This is a genomic window from Mesorhizobium sp. M4B.F.Ca.ET.089.01.1.1, assembly GCF_004022605.1.
GTDB classification, from domain to species: Bacteria; Pseudomonadota; Alphaproteobacteria; order Rhizobiales; family Rhizobiaceae; genus Mesorhizobium; species Mesorhizobium abyssinicae.
This window is the reverse complement of the sequence record NZ_RZOS01000076.1, coordinates 1-18,738: the sequence shown is the minus strand read 5'-3', so window position 1 is coordinate 18,738 and position 18,738 is coordinate 1. Positions and strand designations below refer to the sequence as shown.

Here is an 18,738-nt window from a genome sequence, read left to right as displayed (position 1 = left end):
ATTGCGCGCATGGTCAGGCCCGCTCGATCTTCAGCCAGCGGGCGCAGGCGAGGTAGGCGACGGTTACGACCGCCATCAGGATGATCGACAGCGCCGAGGCGAGGGGGAAATCGCCACGCCTTCCGATCTGCATCATGACGAGCTGCGGCATGACCAGCTCATTGTTGCCGCCGAGGATCTGCGGCGTGATGTAGTCGCCGATGCAGAGCACGAAGGTGAGGAAGGCGCCGACCATGATGCCGGGCAAGGTCAGCGGCAGCACGACATGCAGGAAGGTGCGCACTGGCCCGGCGCCGAGGTCGGCGGCCGCCTTGCGATAGCTAGGGCTGAGCTGCTTGAGGTTGGCAAAGATGGTGAGCGTCAACAGCATGACGAAGAAGTGCACGAAGCCGGTGACGGTGGCGAAACGCGTGTTGGCAAGCTGCAGCGGCTCGGCAATGAGGCCAAGGCCTATGAGGGTCCGGTTGATGACGCCGTTCTGTGCCAGCACCAGCAGCCAGGAATAGGAGCGAACGACATAGGAGGTCCAGAACGGCAGCACGGCCAGCATCAGCGCCAGCCGCTGCCAGCGTTCCGGCACCTGTTCGGCGAGGATCCAGGCGAAGGGATAGGCGAGCAGGATCGAGATGACGGTGACGATCGCCGTCACCTCCAGCGAGTTCACCATCGCCCGCCAATAGGACGGGTCGGTGAAGAACTGGCTGTAGTTGGCTAAAGTGAAGCCGCCGCCTTCATGCGCCGTGAGGCTGGAAAGCCCCATGGCGATGAAGGGCAGCACGAAGAACGCCAGCGTCCAGCCGAGCGCCGGCGTGACCAGCGCCCAGGGCAGGGCACGGCCCGCCCGGGGCAGGGCGCGCGACTTGTTTCCCGCAACGCTCATCGGCCGCTTACTGCGCCTGCAGCATTTCGGTCCAGACGTCCTGCATCTTCTTGTCGAGATCGGGGTTCGGCGCCGGATAGGCCTGGGCGCGGGAGAGGAAGCCCGGCTGCTCGTCGAAGCGCAGGATCTTCTTCTGCTCGTCGCTCAGCGCCGCCTTGCTGTTGGCCGGCATGCCCCAGTAGCAGGAGGAGGTGGCAAGCCGCGCCTGGCCTTCCGGGCTCATGATGTACTCAATGAATTTCAGCGCCATGTCCTTGTTCTTGGAATCCTTGAACATGGCAAGCGACTGCGACCACAGCACCGCTCCTTCCTTCGGGATGGAGAAGTCCAGCGCCGGGTTCTCCTTGGCGAGACCGGCTGTCACCCATTCGCCGCCGCCGACCAGGATGTCGACCTCGCCGGTGGCCAAAGCGGTCTGGCTGGCGGTGACCTCGCCAACCAGCTTGGCGTTGGCCTTCATCTTGAGCAGCTCGGCCTTGATGGCGGGAAGGTCGGCCTCGGTGAGATCCGCCGTCTTCTTGCCGATGGCCAGAGCCGCCATGCCGATGACCGGAAGATAATAATCGTAAATGGCGACCTTGCCCTTGTACTTGTCGCTGGTGAGTGCCGCCAGCGACTGCATGTCGGCCGGGTCGACCTTGGTCTTGTTGAAGCCGATGGTGTTGTAGCCGAATTTTTCGGTGATGCCGTAGCGCTTGCCGCCGACGACCGTAGAGCCGTCCATCTTCACTTCGGGGAAGAGGTCGGCGAGGGGCAGCTTGTCTTCCGGCAGCGGCTCGAACAGGCCTTTCTCGACGCCGCGCGGCACATCGATGGAATCGATCACCATCACGTCCCAGTCGCCCGGCTGCGACTGCTCGACGATGGCGAGCCCCGCGCCGGTGCCTTCGAATTCCTTGACGTTGACCTTGACGTTGTTGGCCGTCTCGAAGGGGTCGAGCAGTGCCGGATCGGCATGGTCGCACCAGATCAGCGCGTTGAGGTCGGCGGCCTGAGCGGCGCCCGCCGCGAACAGCAGCGCCGTGGCCGCGCATGCGGCAGCAAGCTGCGACTTCAGGGCGGAAAGCGGATTCGTGGTTTTCAGTGACATTCGAGTGTTCTCCCTGCCTTGCTGGCTTGTTAAGGAAAAATTGAACCAATTCTAAAATTGAGTCAATTCTGTTTTTGTGGCAAGGAAGCGATATGAGCGGATTGCGAGCAAGGCAGAAGGCGGACCGGCACCGGCGCATCATCGAGGCGGCGGCAGCACTTTTCCGCGAGGCCGGCTATGAGGGCGCCAAAATCGAAACGATCGCCGCCCAAGCCGAGGTGTCGATCGGCACGATCTACAATTACTACCAGAACAAGGGTGACATACTCGGCGCCATCGTCTCGATGGAGGTCGACGAGGTGCTCAATGCAGGGCGAGGCGTGGTCGCCAGCCCGCCGGCCAATGTCGGCGATGCGCTGGACACGCTGCTCGGCATCTACATCGAGCATTCGCTGCATTATCTGAGCAAGGAGATGTGGCGGCAGGCGATGGCGATCTCGACGCAACAGCCCGACAGCCCGTTCGGCCAGGCCTACACCGGGCTGGACCGGGAATTGACCGAGCAGATCCGCGCGCTGATAGCCCGCCTGCAGGAGATCGGCCTGGTGCGCGCCGACATCGACGGGGCGGCGTTGGGCGAACTGATCTTCAACAACATGAACATGATGTTCATCGAGTTCGTGAAGCGCGAGGAGGCGAGGATACCGGAGCTGCGCGCGGCGATACGACGGCAGAACCGGATTTTGGTGGCGGCGATCGTCTCAGCGACAAAAACCGGGGAGGCGGCGAATTGATCACGATCCTAAGGTTGGCGCTGCTGTTGGAATCGATCTCTTCCACGAGAGACTCTCTGGAATCTGTGATTTCGGGATCGTGCGGAGCAATTCATACCTTGTGCGGTTTTCGAGCCACCAGAAGATAGTTCAGCGCGAACGTTGATGGGGTAGCGCCGCCTAAATACGCAAACCGCACATAGTATGCGAACAGCGAACGCATTACCTTCTTAATCGGAAGCGCGATCTTGGATTTCAACGTTACGGGAGATTCCTTAGGCGCGCGAAGCTCTTCGATCACAAAGCCAGCCGAACGCATCAATTCACGTATGATGCCAGAACCGAGGGCATGCACATGCGTTACGTCTGCATTCTGGATCGGAAGGGAGAATGGACTATCGCCGTTAGGGAACCGGGCTATCAAATAGCCACCCGGTTTCAGAGCAGAGAAGGCAAATTTACATGTTTTCAGTAGCTCCGTGTAAGGGATATGCTCGAAAACATCGAATGCCACCACAGCGCTTAACGAACTCGCCGGCATATTTTCAATGCCATCTTTCACTATGAAGCCCATATCCAGAGCGCGGCCAATCAGCTCTGGCTGAAGCTCTGACCCAAATACGTCATATTGTTTCTCGCGTGCCCAGCCGAGAAACGACCCATTGCCGAATCCAATTTCAAAGATCGACGACACGCTTTCGCTAGGGCTCGGAAGCAGCGTCGCCACCTCAAGGTCATAAAAAAGATCCTCTCCTTTGTCGTATCTGCCGAATTGATCTTTGTCCCATCCTTTCCACTCGTGGTAACCTTCGTAGGACATAAATCACCCAAATCATCCGCGCGGCAGGCCTTGGGTCACGTGCAGGTCGTCAGAACATCTTTATGGCCAACGCCCTGGGCTTACAAACGCACTTATACAACTTTGCTAAAATACCTGGAAGCGGATCGCCTTGCCTGGCTTGAAGCGCGGTCAGGAGCAGTCGAACCTAACGCCAGTGAGCGGCTGAAGTTCATTGAGACGGACGGAACTGGTGCGGTTCGATGATCCGCCAACGGACGGCGACTTGTCGCATGACATCAAGTTCGACGGCTACCGAAGCTGCTCGCACAAATGGCCATCGTGCGGAGGGCAACACCGGAATTGGTTGAATGGCGAAATGACGCTCGGCGAGCGCCTCAGAGAACTTCCCCCTTGAGATGTGATTGAAATCTGATACACGTTATTGGTGCATCAGGGGGGGGGTATGAAATGCAGTTTTCCATTTGGCATTGGGCAATAGTGCTGCTGCTGATCGGCGTGCCTGTCTTCTTCGCTGTCCAGTCTGCAAGAAAACCTTCACAGAGCCCGGCGGACCTGGTGGGGTTTGGAGGCTGGTTGATGCTGCTGGCGATAGGTCAGGCACTGGCACCACTGCGCACACTCGCCGGCCTGGGCAATTCGGCCGAAGGCTTCCAACAACTCATGACTCTGCCAAACGGACCCCTGGCGGTTTATGGCGAGGTTGCTCTCAATCTCGCATTTCTGGCGCTTCAGCTGGTTGTGCTCGTTTCGATGCTGCGGCGAAGCCACCGCTTCCCGCAATTGTTTCTAGTCCAGTGGTTTGCGATTCCTGCCGCTTTCATTTTGGATACGGCGTGGATTTCAACTGTGCTTGCTGTCCCGGTCAACCAGGTACTTGCCGGAGATGCGCTGGCAACGCCCCTGGCTTCGTTCGTCTTTACCGGGATTTGGGCCGCCTATGTCTACAGATCGGTCAGGGTAAGCAACACATTCACCAGGACAAGCGCACCTGGCCAAGTCGCGAGTGCTTCGTAGAGGAACGTCGCGCGCGTAGTCGAGCCGGAAGGCCTTAGGGAAGCAGCAAAACCGAACAACACTAGCCGCGAAATTCGCAACGAACCGCCCCCAATGAGCCACTGCAACCGTGGGGACGGCCGTTTTGCGTCTTCCGAGGTGTGCTTACTTCTGAAGAACCAGCCCGCTTGCCTGAAGCAGTTCATTGAAGGTGCCGGTCTGGCACAACGTCCGAACGCCGGCGTCTCCGGTCTGCGATGCGACGACCGAGCGGCCGGTCAACTCCCTAAAGGCCTCGGCGATCTGCGACTTATCTAGGTCCGAGTAGCACAGTGTCATCTTTTGCGAAGGATCCAGAACAAGCCGCTCAGCACCAGGAGATTTCCTCCGCGCGGAGACCACTTGGCTCGCCGACACGACGGTGGGGTAGCATTTCCAGAACAGGACCTCGCCAGCCTCCCCCTCCCAAAGCGCACACCCGCCTGAACCACAGTCGAGGACCCAATGTTCAGTTTCACATACAGACATTTTCCCACTCCATCACGCTGAGAGCACCCGCTCACGGCGCAATTCCTATCAGTGGGCCATCGGGAGTCAGGGTTCGACAATTCGCCAAGAGGCCGCAAGACAAGCTGCCGACTTATGGAGAGCAGCAAGCATTCAGACAGGCGCTGCAACGTGAGCGAGGAAAGCGGAGTGCGAGATTCCAATGTGGCCACCCCACGGGGTAACCGTGTGGGTAATTTCATCGCCTCCTTCAAAGCTATGGAAACAGCGGCGAGATGCCGGAACGCGGCACTCCCGAACGCGCCCGTTACCCCTCTTGATCTGCGGCATCAGACTGGAAGTTGATCAGACAGCTGGTGCCCCCGGACGGCATATCAAACCAATATCATTGCGTTTCAAGCCGTCTCAGCCCATCCCAATCCCCTTGAATTTGCTGTGGGTTCTTGTTTCGTTCGAACTCATAATCTATCATCCTGTATTGGCTCATCTCGGGCCAAAAGGTGGATAGGCGGGTGGATTGAATGGGGCGTGGGCTCAACCGACTTAGCGCTGTCTCTGTGAAGTCTGCGAGAACCGGCAAGCATGCCGATGGCGGCGGTCTGTGGTTTCACAAGAGGGAAGATGGCGGCGGGCAATGGGTGCTTAGATACACCATCCACGGCCGGCGCCGAGAGATGGGCCTGGGCTCGTGGACCGAGGTATCGCTGAAGGAAGCACGCGATAGTGCTGAACGTTGGCGAGGCACGTTGCGGACCGGCGTCGACCCCATCAAGGAGCGCGATCGCCTCAAGCGGGAAGCAGCCCGGAATCTGCATCTGCTGAAGGACATCGCCGACGACGCCTTCGAGGCACGCAAGGCTGAGCTTAAGGGCGAGGGGAAGGCTGGCCGGTGGTTCACACCTCTGGAGCAGCACATCCTTCCCAAGCTTGGGAAAGTCCCTGTCTCCGATCTGTCTCAGCAGGAAATTCGCGATGTACTCAGCCCTATCTGGCACACGAAAGCCGACACGGCCAGGAAAGGGCTCAACAGGCTTTCTATCTGCATAAAGCACGCTGCCGCGCTCGGAATCGAGGTTGACCTGCAGGTCACGGCAAAGGCGCGCGCCTTGCTCGGCAGGCAGCGCCACAAGTCGCAAAACATTCCGGCGCTGCCGTGGCAGGAAGTCCCAGCGTTCTACGCGTCAATCAACGACGGGTCTGTCACGCACCTTGCGCTGCGCTTTTTGATCCTAACTGGCGCTCGCTCGGCACCGGTTCGCTTCATCCATGAAAGGCAGATAGACGGCGACGTCTGGACGATCCCGGCAGAAGCGATGAAGGGCCGCGTCGACAAGACAGCCGACTTCCGGGTTCCGCTCTCGACCGTAGCGCTGAAGGTCGTCGCTGACGCGAAGCGCCATGCTCGCGGCGGTTACCTTTTCCCGAGCGTCAAGAAGGGCGTGATCTCCGACATGACGATGAGCCGCCTTATGGAGCGTGCCGGCATGGAGGCGAGGCCGCACGGCTTCCGATCAAGCCTGCGCGACTGGATCGCCGAATCCACCGACACCCCCCATGAGATTGCAGAAACGGTTCTCGGCCATCTCGTGGGCGGCGCTGTCGAGCGCGCCTATCGGCGGACGGACTTCTTAGAGCAGCGACGCATTCTTATGGAACGTTGGGCGACACATGTTCTCGGAAGCCAAGCTTAGATCGTTAAATTGGTAGGATAGAGACAATGCTTTTGTTCAAGCAATACGAAATGCCGGACACGTGCTATATCCAAGAAGCTGCCTTTTGGGTTGTGTTCGGGCGTGCTCCTGAGTGGTTTCACTATGAAGACAAGGGGGATGCTAGGGGTATCCCGGAAGCGTTCCTCGAATCCGGGGAGCCCGAAAGTTACGACGCTGTTGGCTACTCTGCGCTGGAATTTGCAATGGCCGGAGTCGAAGTAGACTGGGCCAGATACCAATCTGCGAGGGAAGGGGTGTCAAGCACATCAGCCGAGGCGAAAGCTGATTTCGAGAAAAATTGGGCACGGGACTTCAAATTTTCAGAAAGACTGTCGGCCGAAGAGAAGGAGCAACTTCAGCGGGAGCTCGACGTCTATTTGGCGGAACGACAGCGTGAAATAGCAGAATTGGAGTGGGCGGAGGGAGTTGAAGAAGCAATGGTGCCGATTGTCGATCGCGCCCATGCGGTAATATTCCAGGCGCTAACCGAAGGCACATTGAAGGCCGAGGGCTGGGTCGATTTCGTAGACTGGGAGCAAGACGAAACCGCGCAGTATCGCCCCATAGAGGAGGTGGGAGCCTTTGAGACCATTCCGGCGAACGTATGGTCTCTACGCAATTTCGATTGGCGAAAAAGTACCCTTAAAACGATCGCAAAAAAATACAGGCTGGCGCAGGTAAAAACAGCCGATCTGCTATCTGTTTTCCCCCAGCCAACTTGCCCGTCATTCACGTTCGAGGCGCGAGCCTTCGGAGAAGTTGTAATGGCGATCGAGGACACCAAGACAGAGCAGACATCCTTGGCGACGCGACCCAGAGGCCGCCCCCCAAAGGGCGGCTTGCCTATCCGGGATGTCGTTCGAAATCTATTTTACGACAGGATTGCAGCCGATGAGACGCCCGTGAAGCAGGAGTCGCTGGTACAGGACGTCATGTCCTTCGTGAAGAAGGCATACAAAGTCGATATTGGCCGCACCACCGCTCAGGACTACATTTGGCCGCTGAAGCATCAGCCTCGCGTGCCGGAAATTGATGCCGGAAAATACGCTGCAAATTAGCAGCTATTTCCGGCTCGAAAGGCCCATTTATCGGCTCGCATTTATTGGACTAAACCAGCCCGGATCAGTGAACATCATCCCATCCCGCACGGAGTCGCGGCAGAAGGGCTGATAAATGCATCTCACTGATCCATTGCTGACCGCGAAGGAAAGCGCAGCTTTCTTGCAGGTTAGCGTCCCTACATTCTGGCGACGCGTCGCTGACCGCACCGTACCGCCGCCGGTTAAGATCGGCGCTCTTAGCCGCTGGCCGAAGTCGGAAATCTCTGCCGTAATCGAAAAGGCCAAGGCCTCACGGGACATGGGTGTCTCGAATGGCCAATGACCTCACCACCGAGCAGGAAGGCGCTTTCGACGAGTGGCGCAAACTGGCTACTCGAGCCGCCGAGACTAAAGCCCCCGCCGATGCGGCTGCGTCGGGAAAGGCGTTTGCCAGGTTCCATTATCTCTTCACTGAATCCGAGCGCGGGCCGAACATGTCGCCGCTGCGCTGCGAAAGTGCAGCATGATCAAGAAGAAGGATTTCCCGCTTATCGAACTCGCCAGCATCCGGACCGATGGTGGCACGCAATCGCGAGCCGTCATCGATAAGTCGGTGGCGTTCGAATATTCCGAAGACATTGCGGACGGTGTTTCCTTCCCGCCAGTCGTCATCTTCAACGATGGCGAGGCCAATTGGCTGGCCGACGGCTTCCACAGGTACGAGGCCCACGTGATGGCCGGCAAGAAGAAGATCGCCGCCGAAATCAAACAGGGGACGCGCCGCGATGCGATCCTGTTTTCCGTCGGGGCCAACGCAACCCACGGTCTGAAACGCACCCGAGCTGACAAACGCAGGGCGGTCGAAACCCTGTTGAATGATCCAGACTGGTCGTCTTGGTCAGATTGGGAAATCGCCAGAAAGTGCTACGTCTCCAACCATCTCGTAAAAGACGTGCGAGAGGATCTAGGTAGGAATTCTCCCAGTGAGCGCACCTACAGAGACCGACACGGCAACGTGTCCTCAATGGATACTTCCCGCATCGGCAAAGCCAATGCCGGCGATACCAAAAGTGGGGCAGCCGGATCCGAAAAGCAGGCGCAACAGGCGGAGAACGATCGCCAGCGCGACGAAACCCGCGCGGGTCTCCCCGACGCCGTCAAGCAACATGCTGCTGCCCGAGATGAAGCGGTTGCCCAGGTAAGGGCCAGCGGTTCAAGCGCGGCTGCCGATGCTGGCGAGCGGGTGGGTGAACTAGAAGAGCATGTTCGCATCGTCGAGGCCGAAAACGCCGACCTGAAGGCGGAAAACGCCAAGTTCGGCGACATGTGGGTCCAATACCAGAAAGGTGGGTTCGACGCGGTCATTGCCGGCAAGGACGAAGAGATTCGCTCCCTCAATGCCCGGCTGATCCAGGAAAGCGAAGACAAAGCTGGCTGGATGAAGCGCGCCAAGTCCTGGCAGAAGCGCGCTACCGATCTCGGCTGGTCCAGCGACGTCGTCATCCCGATCGATCAGCAGTCTGACGAGGTGATCCGGCTTGACTGACGTGGCCGATCTCGTCGACCGGGTAAGGTCGTTCGGCGCGAACATCGTGCTGGACGGCAATTCCCTGCGCATCGTCAATCGGCAGAAGCTGCCTCCGGCGGCCGGCGCCTACGTCGCGAAGCACAGGAAGGCTATCGCCGAATATCTGCGGTCTGATGAGAACGTCGAGTTCGAAGAGCGCGCGGCGATCATTGAGGTCGACGGCGGCGCGCCTCGCGAATGGGCGGAACAGTTCGCACGCTACCTGACGAAGACAAAACCGGCGACCGCCGACGCAATGGAATGGTCATGGTTCCTGACGACCTGCGGCAGGATGATCGACGAAGCACCGAGGGCCGCATGAACGCGCTTCTTCCGATGCACCAGCAGATCGAGCTCCGTCCGCATCAAGTCCGGACAGAAGAGCTGTTGCGTCAGCGTATCCGCGAAGGCGCCCGGCGCATCATCCTGGTGGCGCCGACGGCGTTCGGAAAGACGGAGACCGCAATCGACCTGGTGACCAAGAACCAGGCCAAGAAATCTAGAGCCTGGTTCATCGTCGACCGCGTTACCCTGATCGACCAGACCAGCGAGCGCTTCGCGAAGTATGGCATTGATCATGGCATCGTCCAGGCCAACCACTGGCTGACCGACGCGGCAAAGCCGGTGCAAGTTGCCTCGGCCCAGACTGTCGGCCGCCGCAAATATTCCGACGACGATCTGCCGAAGCTCATCATCGTTGATGAAGCGCACTGCGAATACCAGACCACACTGCAGCTGATCGAGCGCGCGAAAGACGCGATCGTCGTCGGCCTCACCGCAACACCTTTCACCGACGGCATGGCCGAGCATTGGGACGCGCTGGTCAACGGCGCGACGACGAACCAGCTTCTGGCCGACGGATGGCTGACGCCGCTCAAGATCAAGGCCTGCGTCACGCCGGACATGAAGGGCGCGAAGAAGGCGTTCACAGGAGAATACGACGACACCGACGCTGGCCAGCGCGGCATCACGATCATCGGCGACGTCATCCACACCTGGGTTCAACAGACGCAGAAGCATTTCGGCCGGCCGGTGAAGACCATCGTTTTCTCGCCGTCGGTTGCGCACGGCGAAGAGCTTTGCCGCCAATTCGCCGCGGCTGGCTTCAACTTCCAGCAGATCAGCTATCTCGACGCGTCCGACAACGAAAGGCGCGAAAAGATCGAAGAGTTCCGCAAGCCGGACAGCGCCATTCACGGCCTGGTGTCGTGCGCGGTACTGACGAAGGGCTTCGACGTGCCGGACGTAAAATGCGGCATCTCCTGTCGACCCTACCGGAAGTCCTTCAGCTCGCACGTTCAGGAGCTGGGGCGCGTGATGCGCATCGCAGACGGCAAGGAGTTCGGCCTGTGGCTGGATCACTCCGGCAACTGCGTCACCTTCGCTGAAGATACCGCCTGGCTGTTCGAGCATGGGGTGGACAGTCTGTCGAGCGCTCAGAAAAAGGACAGCGAAGCGCGCGAACCGGTCGAGCGTGTGAAGCAGAAATATTTCTGCGGCGAGTGCTGTCTACAGATGGAACCGCACCACGACACCTGCCTGTCGTGTGGTTGGCGCCGGCCGAAGTACGGCGAGATCCAGGTGGTTGAAGGCGAGCTGATCGACGTCGACTTCTCGATCAGGAACGCCTTTGAACCGCGCAAGGGCCTGCGAGCCAAATGCCTCGATGATCCACGCGCGATATGGAACACCGCCCTGGCCTACTGCCTCTCAAACGGCAGGAAGGGCGACGAGGCCTCGCGCAAATGGGCCTATGGCATCTGGCGTGGCATCTATCCCGGTAGCAAGCTTCCCTACGGGCTCTACGAGACGGCCTGCGAACCGACAAAGGTGCAGGTTGATGAGTGGCAACTGGTCGAGCGTGAGGTGAAGCGCTTCCGCAAAGGTTCGCAGCGGAGGGCTGCATGACGACCATCGACCAAGCCATCAGCAACGCCTGCGATCAGGCCGGCATCCTCCCGCCCAAGGCGTTGACGCGCTTCGGTCAGTGGCTGAAGACCGACACGCTGGCGGGCAAGTCCGGCAAGGGTGACGGGCGCGTGATCGTCAACGAATTGAACGTCACCGCTTGGAACTGGCAGACCGGCGAAAAAGTGACCGTCTGGCTTAAGGATGATGTTTCCCCCGTCGAGCGCCGCAAGATCGCGCGCGACATCGAGGCGGCCAACAAGAACAAGCTGCAGCGTGCCAAAGAGGCGGCCAGCAAGGCACAGGCGATGATGGCGAAGGCCTCGCCATCGCAACATCCCTACCTGAGCAACAAGGGCTTCCCGCACGAGCGTGCGCTGGTCATCGCGGCCGACACAGTCAAGGCGATCGGCGGCGAATACAGCTCCTACCTCCTGCCGGACAACGGCGGCGAGCGGGCGATCCTGATCCCGGCTCGCATCGGCTCCAACGTGTCGAGCCTGCAACTGATCTGGGAAGACGGAACGAAGAAGTTCCTGGCCGGGGGCGAGATGGAACGCGCCTGCCATCGTGTTTCGGCCGGTGCCTTCACGTGGCTCTGCGAGGGCTACGCAACAGCACTTTCGCTGCGGGCGGTGGTCAAGGCGCTGCACCGGAACGACTGCATCCTGTGCTGCTTCTCGGCCTACAATGTCTTGGCGGTCGCGCGGTCGACCAAGGGGCGCCGCGCCATCCTCACCGACAATGACAAGCCGCTGACGCAATACGGCGGGCTCGGCACCGGCGAGTATTTCGCTCGCCAGGCCAACATCCCCTTCCTTATGCCGCCGAAGCTCGGTGACGATCTGAACGACGTGCATCTTCGGGAAGGCATCTTCCCGATGCAGCGCATGGTGTCCAACTTCCTGCGGGAGGCGACCATGTAAGAAGTCGATCGGCCGCAAGGTGCCAAGGCCATGCTGGCAGCGGCGTCATCGCCTGAGCCTGCATCCGGGAGCGGTCTGGTAAAGCCGTTCGTCGCGCCGGACAACAGCGACAACATATTCTGCACCGAGCCCCGGCCGCGCCGGGCGGAGACAATCCGGGATACGAGACCGGCTCCGATCGCAGAGGCACCACTACCCACACAGGACGCACCCGGAAACGAGGTGCAGCCTCTCCCTGATCGTCTGGATGGTCTTTGAGAGGTGCCGCTGCCAGTCGAGGCAGGTGTAGGGCCGACAGGGTAACCCCGGTCCGCGTCTCTCCCCCGAGACAATCACCTATCCAGATGTGCGCGTACCCGTCCCGATCGGCACGGTAGCGCGTCACGCTTCGCTCCTGACGGGCGAAGTGTGTCTGGAGAAGAGGATCCCGGGATTAGGGCAGTCCCGAAGACAGAGGTAGAGATGACACAACAGCAGCCGCTTAGGTTCTATCAGTTCTCGTCCTTCAACAAGCGCGGAGGCAAGACACACCCGCGAGTTGCCAGGACGAGGAATCGCATTCTCGATTTGTGGGAAGGCATGGCCAGCTATTCGACCATTGCCGAGGAGTTGGATATATCCATCAGCACCGTGGTCGAGTGCATCGCCCGGGCAAAACGCCTCAAGGACCCGCGCGCCGACCGACCCTTTCGGCACCGGAAGATCCAGATGGCCGAAAAGCGCCGTCGAGAGATCAGGCGGTTGCTCGACGACGGCTATCGGCCGCGCGAAATCGCCAAGCGTCTAGGAGTTTCAAAGCGCCTTGTCCTAATCAGGATGCGAGAAAGCGACGCGTCTACAGTAGAGAAAACTAGATGAAGGGACGGAAGACAGGCGGCAGGGTCGCCGGCACGCCCAACAAGGTCACGGCCTCCATCAAGGAAGCCGTGACAGAGGCTTTTGAGAAGGCCGGCGGCGTCGACTATCTCGTCAAGCTTGCAACCGAAGACCCCCGCACATTCTGCGGTCTTGTCGGCAAGGTGATACCTCTCCAGGTGGACGCCAAGCTTGATGGGCCGCTCACGGTTCAAGTCCTGAAGCTTGCGGGGTCGGATGCCGACGATCCAACTCCCAAATAGTGGCTGGCGCCCGCGCTGGTATCAGCGGAACGCCTGGAACACATGGGAGCAGGGCTGCAAGCGCCAGCTCTTGGTCTGGCACCGCCGCGCTGGCAAGGATGAAATCAACCTGAATATGCACGCGGTGTCTGCCCACGAGAGGCCGGGCACTTATTGGCACATGCTGCCCGAGGCCGCACAGGCGCGGAAAGCGATCTGGAATGCGGTCAACCCTCACACCGGCAAGAGACGCCTGTTCGAAGCGTTTCCGGAACCGCTGATCGAGAACATGAACGACAACGAGATGTTCGTTCGGTTCAAGGTCGGATCCACTTTCCAAATTGTTGGCAGCGATAATTTCAATTCGTTGGTCGGCTCGCCGCCGGTTGGCATTACGTTTTCGGAATGGGCGTTGGCTAATCCCGCGGCGTGGGCCTATCTCGCGCCGATCCTGGCCGAAAATGGCGGTTGGGCCTCGTTCATCAGCACGCCGCGCGGCGGAAATCACTTTAAAGGCATGCTCGACGCGGTGAAGGGCAACGTCTTTGATCCGGTAACGAACCCGCGTGGCTGGTTCAGCGAAGTACTGCCGGCCTCGGCTACCGGCGCCATCGACGAAGTGACGATCGAGGAGCAGCGAGCGATCTATGTGGGCCTGTTCGGCAAGGAAACGGCCGACATGCTCATCGACCAGGAGTATTATTGCTCATTCGCGGGCGCGCTGATCGGCTCCTATTGGGGCGCAGAGATAGCTCGTGCCGAGCGAATGGGGCGCATCGGCACCGCGTTCGACATCGATCCTCGGTATCCGGTGCATACCGCGTGGGATCTCGGCAAGGCGGTCAATAACCCGATCTGGTGCTTCCAGGTCATCGACGGCATGCCGCTGATCGTCGACTTCTATGTTCCCGACAGCGAAGACCTGGAGGATTGGTGCAAGTGGCTCGACGAGCAGGGCTACCACGGCGACGACTTCGTTCCGCATGACATCCTGCATCCGCAGTGGGGAACGAAACGCACGCGGCTCGACACGTTAAGGGCGCACGGGCGCAAGCCGAAAATGGTCGGCATGGTCAGCCTGGCCGAGGGCAACAACGCCGGCCTGCAGACGATCAAGGTGGCGCGCTTCAGGAACACCGACAGCGTCAACGACGGCGTCGAGGGCCTAAAGGCCTACCGGCGCGAGTACGACGACGAGAAGAAGACGTTCCGCGACATCCCGGTCAAGAATTGGGCCGAGCACTATGCATCAGCGTTCCGCTACCTCGGCCTCGCGTGGCGGCAGGCTATTGTGGCTGCCGAGAAGCCGGTGGGCGACAAGGGCGCGTACGTCGGCCAGGCGGACGGCACGATACGCAGTCAGCAGACGGTCAAGGAGGCGGTCGACGCGATGGTAAGGAGGCGCCGGGCTCGGGGCTGATGAAACCTTCTTTCGGTTTCGGGATTGAATCCCTATGGCACTATATTTCTTCGACTTTTATGATGATGACGTTGCTCAACTCGACACCGAAGGGACAGAGCTGTCTAGCTTCGATGCCGTCAAGCACCAGGCAGTGAGGGCACTGGTGGATGTGATAAGAGAGGTCCTACCGGACGGCCCCCACCGGGAGTTGTCATTCAAGGTCCGCGATGAAGCCGGCCGCCAGCTTATGCAGGTGGTGATGACGTTCCATCTCCAGGACGTCCAGTCACCCGGCGCTCCGGCGCTTTGAGAGAGCTCGCAACAGTGCGCTTTCGTCGGTAGTTCCGTCATCGAAAACCTGGAAGACTTCCATAGCCAGGCATTCGCACTGCTTCCGATCTTTCTTGGCTAGGCGTCGCTCCTCGCACAACCGATCAAACACCCGCTGGAGCATTTCCAGATCAGCGGGCCAGTAGACACCACTGCAACGCGATAATGACATCCCCGCCGCCTCGGCGCGGCAACCGCCATTATCTCACAGATCTGGTGCGGACGCGACGGAAATACGTGTTCCATTTGGGAACGAGTTCGCGACTTGGGGATTGTCAATGCAAGTGGTCGATCCCTCGGGGTGTAGCCACTGAGGGATCGCAGGAAGCCCGTCGCCCCGTCCCCCGGCGACGGGCTTGTTCGTTGACAAGCCTACCAGCGCCGGGAACCTAGCCGTCTGCGGAGAGTTCCCGTTAATTGGGGACCTCTAATGGCCGAATCCCAAAAAGAACGTGAGGCACGCATCCTGGCAGAGAAGGATTTTCGCGTCCGTTTTCTTATGCACGAAACCGGGATCACCGAAGACCAAGCGCGCGAACTCATCGACCTGATAGGCAATGATGCGAACTCGCTTCTTCGCGAGGCACGCATACTAAAAAGCCAGTGACTTCAAGCAGCTTACATTTTCGCGGACCTCGCCCCGATCATCTGCCCAATCGATAGATTGGAGCAGCTATGCCGCGCGCTGGTGGTGTCTATTCAGCCCCTCCGGGCACCAAGGGCAACCCGAACACAACGATCGAATCGGCGAAGTACAACGCGCTGGTCGACGACCTGGTGGCTGACGCGAACGCTGCCCGGCCTGTCACCGCTGGCGGCTCGGGATCAAGCACGGCGGTAGGAGCTGCTGACAACTTCAACGCAGCTGGCGCGGACATGGCATCGGCCGCTACTGTCAACCTGGCAAACACTACAGGTACGCTGGTCAACATCACAGGCACGGTCACCATCACGGCGCTAGGCACGCTCGCTGCCGGCGCCGAACGGGATCTTGTGTTCGCCGCGTCGCTGACCCTCACGCACAGCGCCAGCCTCCTCCTGCCCGGCGCAGCGAATATCACCACGGCAGCAGGCGACGTCGCACGCATGCGGTCGCTTGGCGGCGGCAACTGGAAGTGTGTCGGATATCAAAGGGCGGCTGTCGCTCCCCTCTCGAACACCTTCGCCTCACCAACGATCACGACCCCGACTCTGACACTGAAGCAGAGCGCCGCGCCGACGCCGACGGCGGAAGGCGATGTCCAATGGGACACGGATGACGATGTTCTTGTCGTCGGCGATGGTGCCGCTCAGAAGATTTTCGCAGCCCTACCCGCCGGCACAGTAGCTGGCGATGTCCTCTACCTCACGAGCGCCAAAGCTCTGGCGAGGCTCGCAAAGGGGACAGCTTTGCAGATGCTTCGGATGAACGCCGGGGCAACCGCGCCCGAGTGGTCACCGGCTCTGGACTATGCTGGTGGCGCCGCCGCACTCTCTACGGGCGCGGTCGGAACGTATGCATTTCTCAAAACCAACACCACTCTGAACCCTGGCGACACGATAGCTGGATCCAGCTGCCTCTATTCAAACTCGGGCGGCGTCACGGTGGGTGGAGCACCCGCTGGAACATGGCGATGCATGGGCTATTCGGTCAATCCACATGTCACCCTGTTCCTGAGAATCAGCTAAACCGCCGCGCGAACTCTTCAGCCGGAAGGTCGAAGGCGGCACGTTCCTTCTTGATTCGTTCGATTGGCCAATTCCACCATTGGATTTCCAGCAGCGCGGCAACCGTCTCATCAGGAAACCGGCGCTTGATCAGCTTCGCCGGATTGCCGCCGACAAGGGCATAGGGTTCAACGTCCTTGGTGACGATGCTGCCAGCGGCGATGACCGCGCCATGTCCGATCTTCACGCCCGACAGGATGATGGCGCGAGAGCCTATCCAGACGTCATTGCCGACGACAATAGGGCCTTTAGAGGTCAGGTACTCGAGGTTCGTCTTGGTCTTGAAGGTGCGCGACTGGAACGGAAACGTCGACACGGTGTCTGTTCGGTGATCGCCCTGGCAAAGGAACAGCACTCCCGGCGCGATCGAGCAGAACGACCCGATAATGACAGGCGACTTCGCCGTAACATTGTAGAAATTCCCGTCGCTGATCCCGTGGCAATCGCGACCGACCGTCACATGTGCGGGCACCTTCAGCTTCGATCTGAGAATACTTTTCTCACGCAGCCAAGCGGTAAGTTTCGACATGTTGAAGCACCCCGTGATTCCGCGTCAGCACTAGGTAAATCTCTGCCGTTATTCAAGCGGCTTAGAGTTTCGCCATGTGCGCGGACAGGATGGCACCGTTGCGAACGGCCGCCGATGGACCGAAACTTTGCGCGTTCTCTAGCCCTTGTGCTGAAGTCAGAAGGCGGCTGGTCGGACAATCCGGCGGACCCAGGCGGCGCGACAATGCGTGGTGTGACGCTGGCGAACTTCCGCCGCTACGTGAAAGCCAACGCCACCAGGGCCGATCTTCGGAAGATCACGGATGAACAGATCGCCACGGTTTACCGGCGTTTCTACTGGGACGCGGTGGCCGGCGCTGAGCTGCCGGATGGCGTCGACTATGCCGTGTTCGACTTTGCCGTGAACAGCGGGCCGGGCAGGGCGGCGAAATACCTCCAAGCCGCATGCGGCGTCGGCGTGGTCCAGGATGGCCGCATTGGGCCGGCGACACTTGCCGCGGTGCGCGCCAAGCCGGCCGGCGTCGTCATCGATACGCTCTGCGATGCCCGGCTGGCGTTCCTGAAGCGGCTGCCGACCTGGCCGACCTTCGGCAGGGGCTGGCAGAGCCGCGTGGTGTCGGTGCGCATCCAGGCCATGATGATGGCCGAGCCTGTTTTCGTTCAGCCCGCGTCGACTTCGCCGCTCCCCACCGCGACGTCGCCGACGACCATGGGGCAGACTCCTACGCCTGCCGCTGCCGCCAAGGAACGCAATCCGCTCTGGGCTGCGCTGTTCGCAGTCCTCAAAGCCGTGTTCGGAAGGAAGTCACCATGACCGCCGTCATTACCCGCATTGCGCTGCGCTACGGGGCCGGCGTGCTTATCGCGCGCGGATTGCTCGGCTCTGACGACGCTTCGGCCTTCTCTGCCGACCCCGACATCCAGATGGCTCTGGAAACCGGGCTAGGGCTGGCGATCGGCGGCGTGACTGAAGCCTGGCACTGGATGGCCCGCAAGTTCGGCTGGGAGCACTGACCATGGTCGAGGTGTTCACCGCGCTCCTCGAATCGTTCCTGCGCAATCCAGTCGTCATCGCGATCGGCGCGGGCATCGTCATGGCGGTTGGCGCGTGGGCTGAGGGCCGTCTCTCCGGCGCCAAGGCAGAACGCAACAAGCAGGCTGTAGAGCGGCTGGCCGCCCGTAACGAGGCAGACAAGATCGACCAGGCCGTTGCCGGCATGTCTGACGCCGAGGTTCTGAAGGAGCAGGCCAAATGGTCGCGTCCAAAATCCTAGCCCTGGCTGCCTTCGTCGCCCTTGCCGCTTGCCAGCACGGGGGCGGCAGCTTCTGCGACGTCGAGAAGCCGAACCGCAATCCCGTCAAAGACATGACAGCGACCGAAGCGCGGTCGGCACTCGCGCACAATCTCAAGGGCGCCAAGCTCTGCGGCTGGAGGCCATGATGCACGAATTTCTCGACTTCCTCGGCATCAAAGGCCCTGTAGTGGCTGCCGGCCTCGCTGGCGGCATCCTGCGGGCTCTCTCGCGCCATCGCTACAAGATCCGTGAGATGATC

General features: G+C 60.2%; 24 protein-coding genes. 20 read left to right on the top strand and 4 right to left on the bottom strand.

The genetic code is table 11. From position 1 onward, the window contains the following. Positions 1–13 precede the first annotated feature (13 nt). Both EN780_RS10520 and EN780_RS10515 read right to left on the bottom strand, forming a co-directional pair. Positions 14–880, bottom strand: a complete 867-nt coding sequence (locus EN780_RS10520) for an ABC transporter permease (protein ID WP_128273578.1) — start codon at positions 878–880, stop codon at positions 14–16. A gap of 7 nt (positions 881–887) precedes the next feature. Next, the gene (locus tag EN780_RS10515) at positions 888–1,970 is read right to left on the bottom strand and encodes a spermidine/putrescine ABC transporter substrate-binding protein (protein ID WP_128273576.1); all 1,083 of its coding nucleotides are present in this window, start codon (positions 1,968–1,970) and stop codon (positions 888–890) included. A gap of 92 nt (positions 1,971–2,062) precedes the next feature. Between EN780_RS10515 and EN780_RS10510 the strand changes: the two genes are divergently transcribed. Next, positions 2,063–2,704: a TetR/AcrR family transcriptional regulator gene (locus EN780_RS10510; RefSeq protein WP_128273574.1), complete on the top strand. Its 642-nt coding sequence runs from the start codon at positions 2,063–2,065 to the stop codon at positions 2,702–2,704. Positions 2,705–2,795: 91 nt separating this feature from the next. On the opposite strand, the gene EN780_RS10505 is transcribed toward EN780_RS10510, so the two are convergent. Continuing rightward, positions 2,796–3,503, bottom strand: coding sequence for a class I SAM-dependent methyltransferase (locus EN780_RS10505; RefSeq protein ID WP_128273572.1), 708 nt, complete (start codon positions 3,501–3,503; stop codon positions 2,796–2,798). A 429-nt stretch (positions 3,504–3,932) separates the two neighbouring features. Here EN780_RS10505 and EN780_RS10500 point away from each other — a divergent pair, with 429 nt between their 5' ends. The 15 genes from EN780_RS10500 (at position 3,933) to EN780_RS10430 (ending at position 16,635) form a co-directional block, all read left to right on the top strand. After that, positions 3,933–4,499, top strand: coding sequence for a DUF2569 family protein (locus EN780_RS10500; protein WP_128273570.1), 567 nt, complete (start codon positions 3,933–3,935; stop codon positions 4,497–4,499). 1,007 nt (positions 4,500–5,506) lie between these two features. After that, positions 5,507–6,676: a site-specific integrase gene (locus EN780_RS10495; protein ID WP_128273568.1), complete on the top strand. Its 1,170-nt coding sequence runs from the start codon at positions 5,507–5,509 to the stop codon at positions 6,674–6,676. 26 nt (positions 6,677–6,702) lie between these two features. Continuing rightward, positions 6,703–7,755: a hypothetical protein gene (locus tag EN780_RS10490; protein WP_128273566.1), complete on the top strand. Its 1,053-nt coding sequence runs from the start codon at positions 6,703–6,705 to the stop codon at positions 7,753–7,755. A 115-nt stretch (positions 7,756–7,870) separates the two neighbouring features. Beyond that, the gene (locus EN780_RS40555) at positions 7,871–8,080 is read left to right on the top strand and encodes a DNA-binding protein (protein WP_127284030.1); all 210 of its coding nucleotides are present in this window, start codon (positions 7,871–7,873) and stop codon (positions 8,078–8,080) included. Continuing rightward, entirely contained in the window at positions 8,070–8,264 is a 195-nt protein-coding gene (locus EN780_RS10480; protein WP_128273564.1) for a hypothetical protein, read from the top strand. The genes EN780_RS40555 and EN780_RS10480 overlap by 11 nt, the downstream gene beginning before the upstream one ends. Further along, positions 8,261–9,283, top strand: coding sequence for a hypothetical protein (locus tag EN780_RS10475; RefSeq protein WP_127284032.1), 1,023 nt, complete (start codon positions 8,261–8,263; stop codon positions 9,281–9,283). The genes EN780_RS10480 and EN780_RS10475 overlap by 4 nt, the downstream gene beginning before the upstream one ends. Position 9,284: 1 nt before the next feature. Further along, complete coding sequence (locus tag EN780_RS10470; RefSeq protein ID WP_128273562.1) at positions 9,285–9,626, top strand: hypothetical protein; 342 nt, start codon at positions 9,285–9,287, stop codon at positions 9,624–9,626. Beyond that, positions 9,623–11,212, top strand: a complete 1,590-nt coding sequence (locus EN780_RS10465; protein WP_210215034.1) for a DEAD/DEAH box helicase family protein — start codon at positions 9,623–9,625, stop codon at positions 11,210–11,212. Before EN780_RS10470 ends, EN780_RS10465 begins: the two co-directional genes overlap by 4 nt. Beyond that, positions 11,209–12,138, top strand: coding sequence for a hypothetical protein (locus tag EN780_RS10460; protein WP_127284034.1), 930 nt, complete (start codon positions 11,209–11,211; stop codon positions 12,136–12,138). Before EN780_RS10465 ends, EN780_RS10460 begins: the two co-directional genes overlap by 4 nt. A gap of 462 nt (positions 12,139–12,600) precedes the next feature. Beyond that, entirely contained in the window at positions 12,601–12,996 is a 396-nt protein-coding gene (locus EN780_RS10455) for a hypothetical protein (protein WP_127284035.1), read from the top strand. After that, a complete protein-coding gene (locus EN780_RS10450) occupies positions 12,993–13,256 on the top strand; it encodes a hypothetical protein (protein WP_128273560.1) in 264 nt (87 codons plus the stop codon). Before EN780_RS10455 ends, EN780_RS10450 begins: the two co-directional genes overlap by 4 nt. Further along, positions 13,231–14,655 (top strand): hypothetical protein, encoded by a 1,425-nt coding sequence (locus EN780_RS10445; protein ID WP_128273558.1) that lies wholly within the window; start codon positions 13,231–13,233, stop codon positions 14,653–14,655. Before EN780_RS10450 ends, EN780_RS10445 begins: the two co-directional genes overlap by 26 nt. Before the next feature lie 34 nt (positions 14,656–14,689). Next, positions 14,690–14,947, top strand: a complete 258-nt coding sequence (locus EN780_RS10440; RefSeq protein ID WP_128273555.1) for a hypothetical protein — start codon at positions 14,690–14,692, stop codon at positions 14,945–14,947. 450 nt (positions 14,948–15,397) lie between these two features. Further along, positions 15,398–15,574: a hypothetical protein gene (locus EN780_RS38775; protein ID WP_187331319.1), complete on the top strand. Its 177-nt coding sequence runs from the start codon at positions 15,398–15,400 to the stop codon at positions 15,572–15,574. A gap of 68 nt (positions 15,575–15,642) precedes the next feature. Beyond that, a complete protein-coding gene (locus EN780_RS10430; RefSeq protein WP_128273553.1) occupies positions 15,643–16,635 on the top strand; it encodes a hypothetical protein in 993 nt (330 codons plus the stop codon). On the opposite strand, the gene EN780_RS41335 is transcribed toward EN780_RS10430, so the two are convergent. Next, a complete protein-coding gene (locus EN780_RS41335) occupies positions 16,628–17,134 on the bottom strand; it encodes a CatB-related O-acetyltransferase (RefSeq protein WP_281035359.1) in 507 nt (168 codons plus the stop codon). The two genes, EN780_RS10430 and EN780_RS41335, sit on opposite strands and share 8 nt — an antisense overlap. Positions 17,135–17,317: 183 nt before the next feature. On the opposite strand from EN780_RS41335, the gene EN780_RS10420 reads away from it, so the two are divergent. From EN780_RS10420 to EN780_RS10405, 4 genes are read left to right on the top strand one after another with little or no spacing between them, the layout of a single operon-like run. Then, positions 17,318–17,998 (top strand): glycosyl hydrolase 108 family protein, encoded by a 681-nt coding sequence (locus tag EN780_RS10420; protein WP_128273549.1) that lies wholly within the window; start codon positions 17,318–17,320, stop codon positions 17,996–17,998. After that, entirely contained in the window at positions 17,995–18,198 is a 204-nt protein-coding gene (locus EN780_RS10415) for a hypothetical protein (protein ID WP_128273547.1), read from the top strand. Before EN780_RS10420 ends, EN780_RS10415 begins: the two co-directional genes overlap by 4 nt. A 2-nt stretch (positions 18,199–18,200) precedes the next feature. After that, positions 18,201–18,458 (top strand): ABC transporter permease, encoded by a 258-nt coding sequence (locus EN780_RS10410; protein WP_128273545.1) that lies wholly within the window; start codon positions 18,201–18,203, stop codon positions 18,456–18,458. Then, the gene (locus EN780_RS10405) at positions 18,437–18,625 is read left to right on the top strand and encodes a hypothetical protein (RefSeq protein WP_128273543.1); all 189 of its coding nucleotides are present in this window, start codon (positions 18,437–18,439) and stop codon (positions 18,623–18,625) included. The genes EN780_RS10410 and EN780_RS10405 overlap by 22 nt, the downstream gene beginning before the upstream one ends. Positions 18,626–18,738: the final 113 nt, after the last annotated feature.

Coding starts and splice junctions, on each gene's coding strand:
- EN780_RS10450 (WP_128273560.1), top strand. CDS start 12,993: ATGAAGGGACGGAAGACAGGCGGCAGGGTCGCCGGCACGCCCAACAAG.
- EN780_RS10440 (WP_128273555.1), top strand. CDS start 14,690: ATGGCACTATATTTCTTCGACTTTTATGATGATGACGTTGCTCAACTC.
- EN780_RS10420 (WP_128273549.1), top strand. CDS start 17,318: ATGGACCGAAACTTTGCGCGTTCTCTAGCCCTTGTGCTGAAGTCAGAA.
- EN780_RS10480 (WP_128273564.1), top strand. CDS start 8,070: ATGGCCAATGACCTCACCACCGAGCAGGAAGGCGCTTTCGACGAGTGG.
- EN780_RS10515 (WP_128273576.1), bottom strand. CDS start 1,970: ATGTCACTGAAAACCACGAATCCGCTTTCCGCCCTGAAGTCGCAGCTT.
- EN780_RS38775 (WP_187331319.1), top strand. CDS start 15,398: ATGGCCGAATCCCAAAAAGAACGTGAGGCACGCATCCTGGCAGAGAAG.
- EN780_RS40555 (WP_127284030.1), top strand. CDS start 7,871: ATGCATCTCACTGATCCATTGCTGACCGCGAAGGAAAGCGCAGCTTTC.
- EN780_RS10410 (WP_128273545.1), top strand. CDS start 18,201: ATGGTCGAGGTGTTCACCGCGCTCCTCGAATCGTTCCTGCGCAATCCA.
- EN780_RS10500 (WP_128273570.1), top strand. CDS start 3,933: ATGCAGTTTTCCATTTGGCATTGGGCAATAGTGCTGCTGCTGATCGGC.
- EN780_RS10460 (WP_127284034.1), top strand. CDS start 11,209: ATGACGACCATCGACCAAGCCATCAGCAACGCCTGCGATCAGGCCGGC.
- EN780_RS10475 (WP_127284032.1), top strand. CDS start 8,261: ATGATCAAGAAGAAGGATTTCCCGCTTATCGAACTCGCCAGCATCCGG.
- EN780_RS10405 (WP_128273543.1), top strand. CDS start 18,437: ATGGTCGCGTCCAAAATCCTAGCCCTGGCTGCCTTCGTCGCCCTTGCC.
- EN780_RS10415 (WP_128273547.1), top strand. CDS start 17,995: ATGACCGCCGTCATTACCCGCATTGCGCTGCGCTACGGGGCCGGCGTG.
- EN780_RS10520 (WP_128273578.1), bottom strand. CDS start 880: ATGAGCGTTGCGGGAAACAAGTCGCGCGCCCTGCCCCGGGCGGGCCGT.
- EN780_RS10465 (WP_210215034.1), top strand. CDS start 9,623: ATGAACGCGCTTCTTCCGATGCACCAGCAGATCGAGCTCCGTCCGCAT.
- EN780_RS10455 (WP_127284035.1), top strand. CDS start 12,601: ATGACACAACAGCAGCCGCTTAGGTTCTATCAGTTCTCGTCCTTCAAC.
- EN780_RS10490 (WP_128273566.1), top strand. CDS start 6,703: ATGCTTTTGTTCAAGCAATACGAAATGCCGGACACGTGCTATATCCAA.
- EN780_RS10505 (WP_128273572.1), bottom strand. CDS start 3,503: ATGTCCTACGAAGGTTACCACGAGTGGAAAGGATGGGACAAAGATCAA.
- EN780_RS10510 (WP_128273574.1), top strand. CDS start 2,063: ATGAGCGGATTGCGAGCAAGGCAGAAGGCGGACCGGCACCGGCGCATC.
- EN780_RS10495 (WP_128273568.1), top strand. CDS start 5,507: ATGGGGCGTGGGCTCAACCGACTTAGCGCTGTCTCTGTGAAGTCTGCG.
- EN780_RS10430 (WP_128273553.1), top strand. CDS start 15,643: ATGCCGCGCGCTGGTGGTGTCTATTCAGCCCCTCCGGGCACCAAGGGC.
- EN780_RS10445 (WP_128273558.1), top strand. CDS start 13,231: ATGCCGACGATCCAACTCCCAAATAGTGGCTGGCGCCCGCGCTGGTAT.